Genomic DNA, 15,447 nt, shown 5'->3' on the forward strand with positions numbered 1-15,447 from the left:
GAAAACGGTTGGAGACTGTGCCAGCCATTTCGCCTTTTTGGCTTGAACAATCTTGCGCACTTGTGGGAATCGGCGGATGCGCGCGTAATCCGCTGACTTTCGCACTGACCTTCAATGCCCTGAGCGGCGTAACATAGCGCCATTCACAACCGCGTCAGGGAGACGACATGCTGTACCGAATCGCAGCCGACGGGCTGGTGCTGTTTCATTTGTGCTTCATTCTGTTTGTGCTGTTCGGCGGGCTGCTGGTGCTCAAATGGCCACGGGTGATGTGGCTGCATTTACCGGCCGCCGCCTGGGGCGTGGCGGTCGAGGTGCTGCACCTGACCTGCCCGCTGACCTACTGGGAAAACCTTATGCGCCACGCCGCCGGGCAGACCGAATATGCCGGCGGCTTCATCGAGCATTACATCTGGCCGATCATCTACCCGGCCGGGCTCACCCCGCAGATCCAACTGGCGCTCGGCAGCGTGGTGCTGGCGGTCAACCTGCTGGTGTATGGCCGCTTGATCCGTTTGTGGAAGCGGCGTCGAGCGCTGTGATCAGCGCGACGTCGGCTTCAACGCCTCCAGCCAGGCCGGATCCAGGCGCGTCTGCTCGGTGTCGAGTCCCTGCGCCTGCATCCGCTCTTTGTGTGCTTCGGCTTCGCGCCACAGCTGCCCGTGATCGCTGGAGTTGCCGTCCAGTTCGTGCATTTGCATCAAACCCAGATGATAGAAGCGCAAAACCTTCATCGCCGTCGGATCGTTTTGCTCCACCGCCGCAGTCACGTTATGCATCACATTGGTGATGCTCATAAGACTGCGCTTGAGTCGCCAGCTGTACACCGCCGGCGCCATCCAGCTCTGATTCCAGAAGCGCCCGCGCAATAACGCGGCGGTCAGCAAAAATGCGACAAACACCCCGCCGACATTGAAGCGCAGGTTATCGCCGCCGGGCTCGCCGAACAACGCCACCGCGACGCTGGAAAACAGCATCGCCAGCACCAGGAACAGCACGGCGATGATGACCGTGCTGCGTCGGGTCTGCTGGCGAAAGGTGGCGGCGTCCATCGGCTGAATCTCGAACATCACAAATGACTTCCTTGAGCGACAAAAGGGCTAACTGAAAAAACCGGCCGGCGCATTATCGCCTCTACCGCGGATTTAGCTATGCTGGGGCTCCTTTTCATCTTTTCAGCGTCCAACGGGGACATGGCGGTACAGCGCAGATCGTGCCATCTTCATTCATGGATACACACTATTCGGATGCCATCGCCTAGTCTTGAGATGACATCGTTTTAAGGATCATTGCATGACCCAACGACACGTAATCAATGCCTCGGTCAGCCCGAAAGGCAGTCTGGAAACCCTTTCTCAACGTGAAGTTCAGCAACTGAGCGAAGCCGGATCCGGCAGTACCTATACCCTCTTCCGCCAGTGCGCCCTGGCCATCCTCAACACCGGCGCCCATGTCGATAACGCCAAGACCATCCTCGAAGCCTACAAGGACTTCGAAATCCGCATTCACCAACAGGATCGCGGCGTACGCCTGGAACTGCTGAACGCTCCGGCCGACGCGTTTGTCGACGGCGAAATGATCGCCAGCACCCGCGAAATGCTCTTCAGCGCCCTGCGCGACATCGTCTACACCGAAAACGAACTCGACAGCCAACGCATCGACCTGACCACCTCGCAAGGCATCAGCGACTACGTCTTCCACCTGCTGCGCAACGCACGCACCCTGCGTCCGGGCGTCGAGCCGAAGATCGTGGTGTGCTGGGGCGGCCACTCGATCAACACCGAAGAATACAAATACACCAAGAAAGTCGGCCACGAACTGGGCCTGCGCAGCCTCGACATCTGCACCGGCTGTGGCCCCGGCGTAATGAAAGGCCCGATGAAAGGCGCGACCATCGCCCACGCCAAACAGCGCATTCACGGCGGTCGCTACCTGGGCCTGACCGAGCCGGGGATTATTGCGGCTGAAGCGCCAAACCCGATCGTCAACGAGCTGGTGATTCTGCCGGACATCGAGAAACGTCTGGAAGCCTTCGTGCGCGTTGGCCACGGCATCATTATTTTCCCGGGCGGCGCCGGTACGGCAGAAGAGTTCCTTTATCTGCTCGGCATCCTGATGCACCCGGACAACAAAGGGCTGCCGTTCCCGGTGATCCTCACCGGGCCGAAACATGCCGCGCCGTATCTGGAACAACTTGACGCCTTCGTCACCGCCACACTCGGTGAAGCGGCCAAGCAGCATTACGAAATCATCATCGACGACCCGGCCGAAGTGGCGCGGCAGATGACCCAAGGCCTGAAAGCGGTGAAGCAGTTCCGCCGCGAGCGCAACGATGCGTTCCACTTCAACTGGCTGCTGAAAATCGACGAGGGCTTCCAGCGCCCGTTCGATCCGACCCACGAAAACATGGCCAACCTGAAACTGCACCGCGACCAGCCACCGCACGAACTGGCGGCCAATCTGCGCCGGGCGTTCTCCGGGATCGTCGCCGGCAACGTCAAGGACAAGGGCATTCGCCTGATCGAAGAACACGGGCCGTACCAGATCCGTGGTGACGCCGCGATCATGCAACCGCTCGATGCCCTGCTCAAAGCCTTCGTCGCCCAGCACCGGATGAAACTGCCGGGTGGCGCGGCGTATGTGCCGTGCTATCGAGTGGTGGCTTAACTCTTTCGGTTACCACGCTACAAATGTAGGAGCGAGCCTGCTCGCGATAGCGGTATATCAGTCACTTTTGATTTCGACTGACACACCGATTTCGCGAGCAAGCTCGCTCCCACAAGGTCTGGATGTGTACACAAAATCTGCATTCACCCAATCAACTGTGGGAGCGAGCCTGCTCGCGAAGAGGCTGCCAAGCACACCTCAAATTTCTGACCTGTCCGCCAACCGCGCAGCCAACGCCTTGGCCTGCAACGCCACATCCGTCACCGCCGTACTCTCCCACCACATCCCGCGCAACGGTGGCCCCATGGCAAACAGTCGGCCAGCCGCGCGTCCCTCGGCATCCAGCACCGCGCCATCCCCGGCCGCCGCGATCCCCAACGCCAATGGCCCCGGTTGCACCAGACCACGCGCCAGCACCTGCTGCGGCAACGGTCGCGCCACCCGGCGCCAGTCGTATTCGATGCCACTGGAATTGATTAATGCAGCACCCTGCACCACGCAAGATTCAGACTCGCCGCGACGCCTTATACGAATCCGGACACCATCCTCCGGACTTGACTCAAGCCCTTTGAACGACGCTGCCTGAATCCGCAATCGCCCTTCGTTGTGCAATCGCTCAACCAGCTGCGCACTCAACGGCGGCGAACGGTGATGATGACTTTCCCACCACGGACGTACATGCCGTACGAATTGTCGCCGCTGCAGGTCAGTCGCCTGACTCCACAAACGAGCGATGTGCACCCGAACCGTGTCCAGCGGCGCCTGCCAATCGATGCCTTGTGCGATGGCGGCCAGGCATTGCCGACGCAATTCACCTAACAACTGTCGTGGTGTGCGCAGGCTGTGATCATCGCCAAGAAAATCCACCCAGGCCGGCGGCTGTCGGCGTACATGGGGCAACAAGCCGTGCCGGGAAAATACTTCGATCGGGCCTCGATGCCCGGCTTGCTCCAGCGACACCACGGCATCGACCATGGTCAGGCCGGAGCCGATGATCAGTACGGTCGATTGCGGATCGAGTTGACGCATCAACGTGACATTCCAAGGATCCAGAGCGGCCGCGTTAAGGCCACTGGAGGCTTTCTGCGGCGTTCGCGCAGCCGGAAACATTCCGGTCGCCAGTACCGCATAGCCACCGCGCAATGACTGACCATCGCTCAACGTCAGTTGCACTGAACCGGCATCAACTTGCAGGTCGACGACTTCCGCACGAATGTGTTCAACACTTGAACCATTCAGCGCCCCGACTCTGCGCGCCTCGGCCAGGCGCTGCTGCACATAGACGCCGAACAATCCACGCGGCGGAAACAGTTCGCTGACCGGCACATCCTGCTCGGCGGATTCAGGCCAGCCACCGCCGGCAATGTGCTCGGTCAGCCATTGCGTCAAATCATGAGGGTTATCCGGATCAACACTCATGCGCGCAGCGTTGCCGTTGAGCGTGTGACCCAGCTCGACCGCGCTGTAAGCTTCACCCCGCCCCAGTTCGGCACGCGGCTCGATTACCAGAATCTTGCGCCGGCCGGGTAGACGCAGCAATTGCACAGCCAGCATCGTGCCGCTGAGGCCGCCGCCGATAATCAGGATGTCTACGCTCTGACTCATTCAAATCACCACATTGCGAATAAACCGAGCCGCAATATCCCCATCGTTGCGATAGGAATGCGGCTGGTTGCTGGCAAACATGAAAAACTCACCTGTGCCAATGTGCTGAGGCTGATCACCGAGCATCAAGGTCAGGCAACCTTCAAAGACGAAAATCTGCTCGCTCCAGCCTTCCGAATCCGCTTGCGACGGATAGACCTCGCCCGGTTGCAGGCACCATTCCCATTGCTCGACTTCGCGAGTCGCCGTGGCTTTGGAGAGCAGCACGGCTTTGCTGCCCGGGTGGGTTCCTGCCCATGCCACCTCGTTGATGCGGCTCGAGTCGCGGGCATCCGGTGCCTGGATCAGATCGCTGAACGCCACATCGAGCGCTTCGGCAACGCGGTCGAGGGTGGTCAGGCTGACATTTTTGTCACCCGCCTCAATCGCCACCAGCATGCGCCGGCTGACCCCGGACTTTTCTGCCAGCGCGGTCTGGCTCATATCGGCGGCGTGCCGCAGACGCCGGACGTTCTGGCTGACGTGTTGCAAAACAGAGGCGCGTTGCGTTGAATCTTTGTGCACTATATTGCTCACTCGGTGAAGTTGGGCAGTATACTGCGCAACGTTGGGCGCATTGTGCGGCCTCCTTTTTATAGTGCGCAAGGTCATGACGTCGCAGAACAACTCCCCCGCCTCCCTCCGTTTCTCTCGCTTCAGCAAAGCCGAGTGCGTGCTGGTACTGATCACCATGGTCTGGGGCGGCACTTTCCTGCTGGTTCAGCACGCGATGACCGTCAGCGGCCCGATGTTTTTTGTCGGCCTGCGTTTTGCCGCAGCGGCGTGCATTGTCGCGTTGTTTTCCTGGCGACATCTACGTGAGCTGACCCTTTTCGAACTCAGGGCCGGTGCCTTCATCGGTGTGGCGATCATGCTCGGTTACGGCTTGCAGACGGTCGGGTTGCAAACGATTCCGAGCAGTCAATCGGCGTTCATCACCGCGCTGTACGTGCCGTTCGTGCCGTTGCTGCAATGGCTGGTGCTCGGCCGTCGGCCGGGACTGATGCCGAGCATCGGTATCATGCTGGCGTTTACCGGTTTGATGTTGCTGTCGGGTCCGTCCGGGGCGGCGCTGAATTTCAGTCCCGGTGAAATTGTCACGTTGATCAGCGCCATCGCCATAGCCGCCGAGATCATTCTGATCAGCACCTACGCCGGGCAAGTCGATGTGCGCCGGGTGACCGTGGTGCAACTGGCGGTGACGTCGGCACTGTCCTTTTTGATGGTTGTGCCGACCGGTGAACTGATTCCGGATTTCTCCTGGACCCTGCTGGTGACAGCGCTGGGGTTGGGCGCAGCGAGTGCGGCGATTCAGGTGGCGATGAACTGGGCGCAGAAGAGTGTTTCGCCGACTCGGGCCACGTTGATCTATGCCGGTGAGCCGGTGTGGGCGGGGATTGTCGGGCGGATTGCCGGGGAGCGGTTGCCGGCGATTGCACTGGTGGGCGCGGGGTTGATTGTGGCGGCGGTGATTGTCAGTGAGTTGAAGACCAAGGGTAAGGCCGCAGAAACCGATGTTGAGCTGCAGCGAGAAACGCAGGGCTGATCGGCAATACCTTCAGCGCCTGCGCCAACGCTTTCGCGAGCAAGCTCGCTCCCACACTGGAATGTATTTCAAAATGTGGGAGCGAGCTTGCTCGCGTAAGGGCCATCTGCCACACCTTCCCTTGGCCTGAAATAACGCCAAACACAAATTTTGAGACTACTTTGTAGGATTCTGAGACATCCTGGCGTTTGGTGATCAGGGAGCTGGCACGTATGATGCTTCACAAACTTCCGCAGATTAGAAGCCTATGTCCCTGATAGTTCTACTGCTTCTGCCATTCATTGGCAGCTGTCTGGCAGCGGTGCTGCCACACAACGCGCGTAATACCGAATCCCTCCTGGCAGGCCTGGTCGCTTTGATCGGCACCGTCCAGGTCGCGATGTTGTACCCGCAAATTGCCCACGGCGGCGTGATCCGCGAAGAGTTCATGTGGCTGCCGAGCCTGGGGCTGAACTTCGTTCTGCGCATGGATGGCTTCGCCTGGTTGTTCTCGATGCTGGTACTGGGCATCGGCACGCTCGTTTCTCTTTATGCCCGTTATTACATGTCGCCGGACGATCCGGTGCCGCGTTTCTTCGCGTTTTTCCTGGCGTTCATGGGCGCCATGCTTGGCCTGGTGATCTCCGGCAATCTGATTCAGATCGTGTTTTTCTGGGAACTGACCAGCCTCTTCTCGTTCCTCTTGATCGGCTATTGGCACCACCGCGCCGACGCCCGCCGCGGCGCCTACATGGCGCTGATGGTCACCGGCGCCGGCGGATTATGCCTGCTGGCGGGGGTCATGATTCTCGGCCATGTCGTCGGCAGCTATGACCTCGACAAGGTCCTGGCCGCCGGCGACATGATTCGTGCACACGCCCTCTACCCTATTCTTTTACCCCTGATTCTTATCGGTGCACTCAGCAAAAGTGCACAGTTCCCTTTCCACTTCTGGCTGCCCCACGCAATGGCGGCGCCGACCCCCGTCTCCGCATATCTGCACTCGGCCACGATGGTAAAGGCAGGAGTGTTCCTGCTTGCGCGGCTGTGGCCGTCGCTGTCCGGCAGCGAAGAATGGTTCTACATCGTCAGTGGCGCCGGCGCGTGTACGTTGTTGCTTGGCGCGTACTGCGCGATGTTCCAGAACGATCTCAAAGGTCTGCTCGCTTACTCGACCATCAGCCACCTCGGTCTGATCACGCTGTTGCTGGGTCTGAACAGTCCGCTGGCGGCGGTAGCAGCGGTGTTCCATATTCTCAACCACGCGACCTTCAAAGCCTCGCTGTTCATGGCCGCCGGCATCATCGACCACGAAAGCGGCACCCGTGATATCCGCAAACTCAGCGGCCTGATCAAACTGATTCCGTTCACCGCGACGCTGGCCATGGTTGCCAGCGCCTCGATGGCCGGTGTGCCATTGCTTAACGGTTTCCTGTCGAAAGAAATGTTCTTCGCCGAAACCGTGTTCATCAACGCCACGGCGTGGGTCGAAGCGGCGCTGCCGATTGTCGCGACCATCGCCGGTACATTCAGCGTTGCCTACTCGCTGCGTTTCACCGTCGATGTGTTCTTCGGTCCACCGGCCACCGACCTGCCGCACACCCCGCACGAGCCACCGCGCTGGATGCGTGCGCCGGTCGAGTTGCTGGTGTTCACTTGCTTGCTGGTGGGGATTTTCCCTGCGCAGATCGTCGGCCCGTTGCTCGCCGCCGCCGCGTTGCCCGTGGTAGGCGGCACGCTGCCGGAATACAGCTTGGCAATCTGGCACGGCCTGAATGCGCCGATGATCATGAGCCTGATCGCCATGTCCGGCGGTATCGTCGTCTATCTGTTGCTGCGTAATCAGCTCAAGCGCGGGCGCTTCAAATATCCGCCACTGGTGGGGCGCTTCAACGGCAAGCGCCTGTTCGAGCGCAGTCTGGTGGTGATGATGCGCATGGCCCGGCGCGTTGAACGGCGCCTCGGCACCAAGCGTCTGCAGATGCAATTATTCCTGATGGTATTGGCGGCGGTGCTAGCCGGCCTGATCCCGATGTTGCACAGCAGCTTGAGCTGGGGCGACCGGCCAAAGATTCCCGGCTCGATCGTTTTTGTGACCCTGTGGTTGCTGGCTATCACCTGCGCCCTCGGCGCCGCGTGGCAGGCCAAGTATCACCGTCTCGCCGCTTTGACCATGGTCAGCGTCTGCGGCCTGATGACCTGCGTAACTTTCGTCTGGTTCTCCGCGCCCGATCTGGCCCTGACACAACTAGCGGTCGAAGTGGTCACCACCGTGCTGATCCTGCTCGGCCTGCGCTGGTTGCCACGCCGTATCGAAGAAGTCTCGCCACTGCCAAGCAGCCTGCGCAAGGCGCGGATTCGGCGTCTGCGCGACTTGCTGCTGTCGATTGCCGTCGGCGGTGGCATGGCGCTGCTGTCCTACGCGATGCTGACGCGGCAGACGCCGAACGACATCTCCTCGTTCTACCTCAGCCGCGCCATGCCCGAGGGCGGTGGCAGCAACGTCGTCAACGTGATGCTGGTGGATTTCCGTGGCTTCGACACCCTCGGCGAAATCACCGTGCTGGTCGCCGTGGCGCTGACCGTGTTCGCATTGCTGCGGCGCTTCCGCCCGCCGAAAGAAAGCCTGCAACTGCCCGCCCAGCAACGTTTGCTGGCACCGGACGTGGTCACCGACCTGGTCAACCCGCGTTCGGCCAGCGACACCGCGCTCGGCTTCATGATGGTGCCGGCGGTGCTGGTACGTCTGCTGCTGCCGATTGCGCTGGTGGTGTCGTTCTACCTGTTCATGCGCGGACACAACCAACCGGGCGGCGGTTTCGTCGCCGGTCTGGTGATGTCGGTGGCGTTCATCCTTCAATACATGGTCGCCGGCACACAGTGGGTCGAGGCGCAAATGAGCCTGCGGCCATTGCGCTGGATGGGTACCGGGTTACTGTTTGCCACCGCCACCGGGCTGGGGGCAATGGTTGTCGGCTATCCGTTCCTGACCACCCACACCTGGCATTTCAGCTTGCCAGTACTGGGTGACATCCATGTCGCCAGCGCGCTGTTCTTCGACATTGGCGTGTATGGCGTGGTGGTCGGCTCGACGCTGTTGATCCTCACCGCCCTCGCCCACCAATCGGTGCGGGGTCACAAGACCGCATCGCTGCCCAAGTCCGTCGCCAGCAAAGGAGCCGTCTGATGGAAGAAGTCATCGCAATCGCCATCGGCGTGCTCGCCGCGTCCGGCGTCTGGCTGATCCTGCGACCACGGACGTTCCAGGTGGTCATGGGCCTGTGCCTGCTGTCGTACGGCGTCAACCTGTTCATCTTCAGCATGGGCAGCCTGTTCATCGGCAAGGAGCCGGTAATCAAGGATGGCGTGACCCAGGATTTGCTGCACTACACCGACCCGCTGCCACAGGCACTGGTGCTCACCGCGATCGTCATCAGCTTCGCCATGACCGCGTTGTTCCTCGTCGTTCTGCTCGCTTCACGCGGCCTGACCGGTACTGACCACGTCGACGGCCGGGAGCCTAAGGAATGATGGCGATGACTCACCTGATCGCCGCACCGATCCTGCTGCCGCTGCTGACCGCCGCCATCATGCTGATGCTCGGTGAACGGCACCGGCCGCTGAAGGCGAAAATCAACCTGTTCTCCAGCCTCGTCGGCCTGTTCATTTCGGTGATGCTGCTGCAATGGACGCAAACCACCGGCGTGCCCGGCTCCATCGGTGTGTACCTGCCGGGCAACTGGCAGGCGCCGTTTGGCATTGTGCTGGTAGTCGATCGTCTGTCGGCGCTTATGCTGGTGCTGACCGGGATCATCGGCGTCAGCGCCCTGCTGTTTGCCATGGCCCGTTGGGACGGTGCGGGTTCAAGCTTCCACGCGCTGTTCCAGATTCAGTTGATGGGCCTGTACGGCGCGTTCCTGACGGCGGATCTATTCAACCTGTTCGTGTTCTTCGAAGTCCTGCTGGCCGCGTCTTACGGCCTTTTGCTGCACGGCTCGGGTCGGGCGCGGGTGTCGTCGGGGCTGCATTACATCTCGATCAACCTGCTGGCCTCGTCGCTGTTTCTGATTGGCGCGGCACTGATCTACGGCGTCACCGGCACGCTGAACATGGCCGATCTGGCGCTGAAGATTCCGCTGGTGCCGGAAGCCGACCGTGGCTTGCTGCATGCCGGCGCCGGGATTCTTGCCGTCGCGTTTCTGGCCAAGGCCGGCATGTGGCCGCTGAACTTCTGGCTGGTACCGGCCTATTCATCGGCCAGTGCACCGGTGGCCGCGATGTTCGCGATCATGACCAAGGTTGGCGTCTACACGCTGCTGCGTCTGTGGACACTGTTGTTCTCAGGGCAGGCCGGAGCGTCGGCATTCTTCGGCGGCGACTGGCTCATTTATGGCGGCATGGCGACCATGGTCTGCGCCGGCCTGGCAATTCTCGCCGCGCAACGCCTGGAGCGCATGGCCAGCCTGAGCATTCTGGTCTCGGCGGGGATTCTGCTGTCCGCCGTTGGCTTTGCCCAGCCGAACCTGATCGGCGCGGCACTGTTCTATCTGGTCAGTTCGACCCTGGCGTTGAGCGCGCTGTTCCTGCTGGCCGAGTTGATCGAACGCTCGCGTTCGGCCAACGAGATCCCGCTGGAAGACGAAAGCGAACTGCTGCCACGTCCGCAGGAGTCCCTGCAACCGCCCAAAGGCATCAACCTCGATGACGAGCAGAAAGCCGTGGTCGGTCAGGTCATCCCGTGGACCATGGCGTTTCTCGGCCTGAGCTTCATTGCTTGCGCGCTGCTGATCATCGGCATGCCGCCGCTGTCGGGGTTCATCGGCAAACTCAGCCTGATCGGTGCTTTGCTCAATCCGCTGGGCCTGGGCACCGACGCGCCGATATCCAACGCTGCATGGGCGTTGCTGGCATTGCTGATTCTCACCGGGCTGGCATCGCTGATGGCGTTCTCGCGTCTCGGCATCCAGCGCTTCTGGACGCCGGAGGAGCGCCCTTCACCGCTACTGCGCAAACTCGAATGCGCGCCGATCTTCCTGTTGCTGGGGCTGAGCATCGTCCTGACTTTCAAGGCTGAACCCCTGTTGCGTTATACCCAGGCCACCGCCGAGGCGCTGAACAATCCGCAGCAATACGTGATGGCGGTGCTCGGCACCCGTGCCGTACCGAGCCCGGAAGCCAAATCGGCGATGCTGGAGGTGCAGCCATGAAGCGTGTGTTTCCTGCACCGTTGTTGTCGCTGGCGCTGTGCGCCTTGTGGCTGACCCTTAACCTGTCGGTCAGCCCGGGCAATCTGCTGCTCGGCGCAATATTGGGTTTTGCTGCACCGTTGATGATGCGCAAACTGCGCCCGAAACAAGTGCGCATTCGCCGTCCGGGAACGATTCTGCGCCTGTTTCTGCTCGTGGGCCGTGATGTGGTGATTTCCAACCTGATCGTTGCGTGGGGCGTGCTCAATGCTGGTCGGCGCCCTCCGCGCTCAGGCTTTGTCAAAGTCCCGCTGGACTTGCGCGATGCCCACGGCCTGGCGACCTTGGCGATGATCTGCACGGTGGTGCCCGGCACAGTTTGGTCGGAGCTGTCGCTGGATCGCAGCATTCTGTTGTTGCACGTCTGGGATCTGGATGATGAAACGCAATTCATCGAGCACTTCAAGAGCACCTACGAGCGGCCGTTGATGGAGATTTTCGAATGAGCCCATTACTGTCGAACGCAATCCTGCTGACGCTGTTCCTGTTCTCGCTGGCGATGGTGCTGACGCTGGTACGTCTGTTCAAAGGGCCGTCGGCGCAGGATCGGGTATTGGCGCTGGACTATCTGTACATCGTCGCCATGCTGATGATGCTGACCCTGGGCATTCGTTATTCCAGTGACACTTACTTCGAAGCGGCGCTGCTGATTGCGCTGTTCGGCTTCGTCGGCTCGTTTGCCCTGGCGAAATTCCTGCTGCGTGGCGAGGTGATCGAATGAATGCTGAATTATCGCTGTGGGTCGAGATTCCAGTGGCGATCCTGCTGGTGCTCAGCGGTCTGTTTGCGTTGATCGGTGCGATCGGATTATTGCGCATGAAGGATTACTTCCAGCGCATGCACCCGCCGGCACTGGCTTCGACGCTGGGCGCATGGTGTGTCGCACTGGCGTCGATCATCTGCTTTTCGGCGCTGAAATCCGGGCCGGTCATACATGCCTGGCTGATTCCGATTTTGCTGGCGATCACTGTGCCGGTGACCACGTTGCTGCTGGCGCGGGCGGCGTTGTTCCGTAAGCGTATGGCTGGGGATGATGTGCCGGCTGAGGTCAGTAGCCGGCGGACTGAAAGCGGTAGCTAGTCCAGAGTTTTCGGTGTCTGGACTGGCCCTTTCGCGAGCAAGCTCGCTCCCACATTTGGAATGCGTTCCTCTGTGGGAGCGAGCTTGCTCGCGAAGGGGCCAGCCAAGTCATCACAAATTTTAGATCAGTTTCAAACCCAAGCCACCGCCAACAGCCCCGCCCCCAACACCGCACACAACGGCGAATACACCCAGGTGTCCAGCCGCGCAAACCGCGAATCCTTCACCTCCTTGAAGAACCCGACCAGATTCGAATCACCAATCGCCCGGGCAAACATCAACAGCGCAATCGCACTGATCACCCATTGCAGTGCCTTGTGACTCACCGCCGGCATCCCCCAGCCAACCCGCATACACACCAACGCAGCAATCACCAGTAACGCCGCCGCCACGATCAATGTAAGCCAGCCTGACGGCTTGAACGCCGGCCGCACCGTTGCGACAAAACCGCGCACCGGCACCTGCGGCACCACCACCGCTGCCGCCCACTGCCCACCCAGCGCCCAATACACGTGCATCAAGGCGATCACCGCGAAAGTAGTCACCAGCCATTGAGCCAACACAAAGGTCATGGTTGAAATCCTTGGAAAGGGATTTGAACAAATCATCCTAGTCGGATTTTTTTCAAGTGCACGACCGATCAGCGGTACGGTAAAGTGCCGCCCCATGAAATTCTCCCGTTCCGATCGCTCACTGCTGGCCTGGATGCTCTATTGCTGCGTCCTGTTCAACGTGTTCGCCTGCAGCATCGGTCACGGACAAATGGTCGGTATGCAGCTGAACGGTATCGGCGGCCAGTTCTGTACAGTCGACCCGGCCACTCAAGCGCCGCTCGCCAGCAACCCCACCGAAGAACAACTGCCGACCCTGTCCAAGGCCTTCGGCTGCCCGCTGTGCTCGGTCGGCGGCGGCATGGGCCCGGCGTTCAACTCCAGCCTGACGCTGGCGATCCTGCCGGAACAACACAGCCCGCCGCTGGCGCCCATCGTCAGCGCCGACCTCCCTGCCCGCTTCACCTGGCCTTCGGCCAACCCTCGCGCCCCGCCGCTCGCCTGAATGTCCCTGCCTTTTTGATTTGTCAGCCCACTGCGCCAACGCGCGGCGTTCGCCTGTGCGCTGACTCCTAGACAAGCATTCAGGATTCAATGATGAAACAACTCACTCTACTGGCGAGCCTGTGCGGCTGCCTGTCCGTCAACGTCTGGGCGCAATCCACCGTGGATCTGGCGCCGATCACCATCGACGGCGAGTCCGGCGCGGAACCGGGCCTGAGCCTCGACCAATCCAGCGGCATGGCCTCGCGTCTGGGTTTGAGCGTGCGTGACACACCGGCTTCGGTGGCCATCGCCAATCGCAACGATATCGAACGCCACGGCGCGCAGAACTTCCAGGACGCCGCCAACACCTTGCCCGGTGTCAACGCCAGCGCGCCGCCGGGTTTCGGCGGGTTCGTTTCCTATCGTGGCTTTACCAGCAGTCAGATTACCCAGATGTTCAACGGCATCAACGTATCCGGCGGCCTCGCCCGCCCCGTCGATTCGTGGATCTATGACCGCGTTGAACTGGTCGGCGGCCCGTCATCGCTGATCAATGGTGCAGGCTCCGTCGGCGGCTCGCTGAACTATGTGACCAAACTGGCGACCCGCGATGAACAGGCCGTTGAAGGCCGGGTCAGCTACGGAACCTACGACACCACCGAAACCGCTTTCGGCCTCAATCATGCACTGACCGAGCCGAGCGCCGACGTGCAGCACTACGCGCGACTCGACGTCAGCCACAACACCAGCAACGGCTACATCGACCGCCAGGAGCGCGATGCCTGGAGCGTGGCGTTCTCGCTGCTCAGCGACCTGACGCCCGACCTGTCGCACACGTTGGCCCTGGAATATCAGGATGAACATGAAGACAGTCCGTACTGGGGCACGCCCGTGCTCAATCCCAAGGCTGGCGAGTTGAAGATCGATAAACACAACCGCTTCAACAACTACAACGTCGAGGACGGCCGGTACGAGCAGCGGACGATCTGGGTCCGTTCGATCATCGACTATCGGATCAACAACAGCACCACCCTGCGCAACACGCTGTATCACCTCGACAGCCAGCGCGATTACCGCAACCTCGAAACCTACCAGTACAACGCCGACAACACGGCGGTGAACCGTTCGACCGCCTATCAGGTACGCCATCAGGGCGAGCAGAACGGCAACCAGTTCGAACTGCGTCACGACAACACGCTTTTCGGTCTCGACACGACGTGGTCGGGGGGCTTCGAATACAAGGTCAACCAGACCACCAACTCGCCGCTGAACATCAAAGGTGCGAGCACGGTAGACCCGAACAACTACCCTCCGGGGCATTTCTACGACATTCCCGGCACCAACCCCAAACTGGTCAGCGACAAAACCAACGCGGTCACCACCAAGGCGTTGTTCGTGGAGAACCGTCTGGCGTTGACCGACAAACTGTCGCTGCTCACCGGCCTGCGCTATGACGACATTGATCTCGACGTGACCAATCATCGCACTGTCACCGCCGCCAATCCCAAGCACCTCAAGCGTAGTTGGGAGCCAGTCACCGGCCGCGCTGGTTTGACCTACCAGTTCATTCCCTCGGCCAACGTCTACGTGCAATACAGCACCGCCGCCGAGCAACCGAATGGTACGCAGGACTTCGACGTCTCTACCGGCAAGCAATGGGAAATCGGCAGCAAATTTGATTATCTGAACGGGCGCGGCTCGGCGACGATTGCGGCCTATACCATTGAGCGAAAGGACTTCGCCGTGACCGATCCGCTGGACCCGACCACCAGCATTCCGGTCGGCCAGCAGACATCGAAAGGCGTAGAAATCGCCAGCTCGCTGCGGATCACCGACAAGTTGTTGGCCGAGGGCAACTTCGCCTGGGTCGATGCGCAGTACGATGACTTCACCGAAAAGAATGCTGCCGGCGTGGTGGTGTCACGCAAAGGCAACACGCCGACCAACGTGCCGGATCGCGTTGGCAATCTGTGGCTGACTTATGATTTTTCGCCGCAGTGGCAAGGTGGAGTAGATGCGCGATATGTGGCGTCGGTGTATGCGGACACGGCCAACACCATGACCGTGCCGTCGTACACCTTGTTTGGCAGCTTCCTCAGCTACAAGGTCGATTCGCACACCACCGTCACCGGGCGCGTGCGTAACCTGACCAATGAGGTGTATGCCGAGTTTGCGCATGTTTCGCCGGCGTATTACCTCGGAACACCACGTACCTTCGAATTGGCGGTGATGACGAAATTTTAAGAGC

General features: G+C 60.6%; 15 protein-coding genes. 11 read left to right on the forward strand and 4 right to left on the reverse strand.

Annotation, left to right across the window (positions count from 1 at the left end):
• The first annotated feature begins 167 nt into the window (after positions 1-167).
• Entirely contained in the window at positions 168-542 is a 375-nt protein-coding gene (locus tag HUW52_RS19530) for a DUF2784 domain-containing protein (protein WP_016983006.1), read from the forward strand.
• Here HUW52_RS19530 and HUW52_RS19535 read toward each other — a convergent pair whose 3' ends face one another.
• Positions 543-1,070 (reverse strand): DUF3087 domain-containing protein, encoded by a 528-nt coding sequence (locus tag HUW52_RS19535; protein ID WP_175554624.1) that lies wholly within the window; start codon positions 1,068-1,070, stop codon positions 543-545.
• A 223-nt stretch (positions 1,071-1,293) separates the two neighbouring features.
• Here HUW52_RS19535 and ppnN point away from each other — a divergent pair, with 223 nt between their 5' ends.
• Entirely contained in the window at positions 1,294-2,667 is a 1,374-nt protein-coding gene (gene ppnN / locus HUW52_RS19540; RefSeq protein WP_008085844.1) for a nucleotide 5'-monophosphate nucleosidase PpnN, read from the forward strand.
• A gap of 198 nt (positions 2,668-2,865) precedes the next feature.
• Here ppnN and HUW52_RS19545 read toward each other — a convergent pair whose 3' ends face one another.
• Both HUW52_RS19545 and HUW52_RS19550 read right to left on the reverse strand, forming a co-directional pair.
• A complete protein-coding gene (locus tag HUW52_RS19545; RefSeq protein WP_175554625.1) occupies positions 2,866-4,272 on the reverse strand; it encodes an FAD/NAD(P)-binding protein in 1,407 nt (468 codons plus the stop codon).
• Complete coding sequence (locus HUW52_RS19550) at positions 4,273-4,836, reverse strand: helix-turn-helix domain-containing protein (RefSeq protein ID WP_016983003.1); 564 nt, start codon at positions 4,834-4,836, stop codon at positions 4,273-4,275.
• Positions 4,837-4,921: 85 nt separating this feature from the next.
• Here HUW52_RS19550 and HUW52_RS19555 point away from each other — a divergent pair, with 85 nt between their 5' ends.
• The 7 genes from HUW52_RS19555 to HUW52_RS19585 all read left to right on the forward strand — a co-directional run bounded on the left by HUW52_RS19555 (position 4,922) and on the right by HUW52_RS19585 (position 12,162).
• Positions 4,922-5,857, forward strand: a complete 936-nt coding sequence (locus tag HUW52_RS19555; protein ID WP_175554626.1) for a DMT family transporter — start codon at positions 4,922-4,924, stop codon at positions 5,855-5,857.
• Between the two features lie 247 nt (positions 5,858-6,104).
• Positions 6,105-9,023 (forward strand): monovalent cation/H+ antiporter subunit A, encoded by a 2,919-nt coding sequence (locus HUW52_RS19560; protein WP_175554627.1) that lies wholly within the window; start codon positions 6,105-6,107, stop codon positions 9,021-9,023.
• A complete protein-coding gene (locus HUW52_RS19565) occupies positions 9,023-9,367 on the forward strand; it encodes a Na+/H+ antiporter subunit C (protein ID WP_007910763.1) in 345 nt (114 codons plus the stop codon). The genes HUW52_RS19560 and HUW52_RS19565 overlap by 1 nt, the downstream gene beginning before the upstream one ends.
• Positions 9,364-11,043 (forward strand): monovalent cation/H+ antiporter subunit D, encoded by a 1,680-nt coding sequence (locus HUW52_RS19570; protein WP_175554628.1) that lies wholly within the window; start codon positions 9,364-9,366, stop codon positions 11,041-11,043. The genes HUW52_RS19565 and HUW52_RS19570 overlap by 4 nt, the downstream gene beginning before the upstream one ends.
• A complete protein-coding gene (locus tag HUW52_RS19575) occupies positions 11,040-11,528 on the forward strand; it encodes a Na+/H+ antiporter subunit E (protein WP_175554629.1) in 489 nt (162 codons plus the stop codon). Before HUW52_RS19570 ends, HUW52_RS19575 begins: the two co-directional genes overlap by 4 nt.
• The gene (locus tag HUW52_RS19580) at positions 11,525-11,803 is read left to right on the forward strand and encodes a K+/H+ antiporter subunit F (RefSeq protein ID WP_007910754.1); all 279 of its coding nucleotides are present in this window, start codon (positions 11,525-11,527) and stop codon (positions 11,801-11,803) included. The genes HUW52_RS19575 and HUW52_RS19580 overlap by 4 nt, the downstream gene beginning before the upstream one ends.
• On the forward strand, positions 11,800-12,162 hold the full coding sequence (locus HUW52_RS19585; RefSeq protein ID WP_016982998.1) for a Na+/H+ antiporter subunit G: 363 nt from the start codon (positions 11,800-11,802) through the stop codon (positions 12,160-12,162). Before HUW52_RS19580 ends, HUW52_RS19585 begins: the two co-directional genes overlap by 4 nt.
• 131 nt (positions 12,163-12,293) lie before the next feature.
• On the opposite strand, the gene HUW52_RS19590 is transcribed toward HUW52_RS19585, so the two are convergent.
• Positions 12,294-12,734, reverse strand: a complete 441-nt coding sequence (locus HUW52_RS19590) for a DUF3995 domain-containing protein (protein ID WP_175554630.1) — start codon at positions 12,732-12,734, stop codon at positions 12,294-12,296.
• Positions 12,735-12,828: 94 nt separating this feature from the next.
• Between HUW52_RS19590 and HUW52_RS19595 the strand changes: the two genes are divergently transcribed.
• Both HUW52_RS19595 and HUW52_RS19600 read left to right on the forward strand, forming a co-directional pair.
• Complete coding sequence (locus tag HUW52_RS19595) at positions 12,829-13,218, forward strand: DUF2946 domain-containing protein (protein ID WP_016982997.1); 390 nt, start codon at positions 12,829-12,831, stop codon at positions 13,216-13,218.
• 92 nt (positions 13,219-13,310) lie between these two features.
• Complete coding sequence (locus HUW52_RS19600; protein WP_175554631.1) at positions 13,311-15,443, forward strand: TonB-dependent siderophore receptor; 2,133 nt, start codon at positions 13,311-13,313, stop codon at positions 15,441-15,443.
• Positions 15,444-15,447: the final 4 nt, after the last annotated feature.

Source organism: Pseudomonas sp. 43A (assembly GCF_013363935.1).
Taxonomy (GTDB): domain Bacteria; phylum Pseudomonadota; class Gammaproteobacteria; order Pseudomonadales; family Pseudomonadaceae; genus Aquipseudomonas; species Aquipseudomonas crudilactis.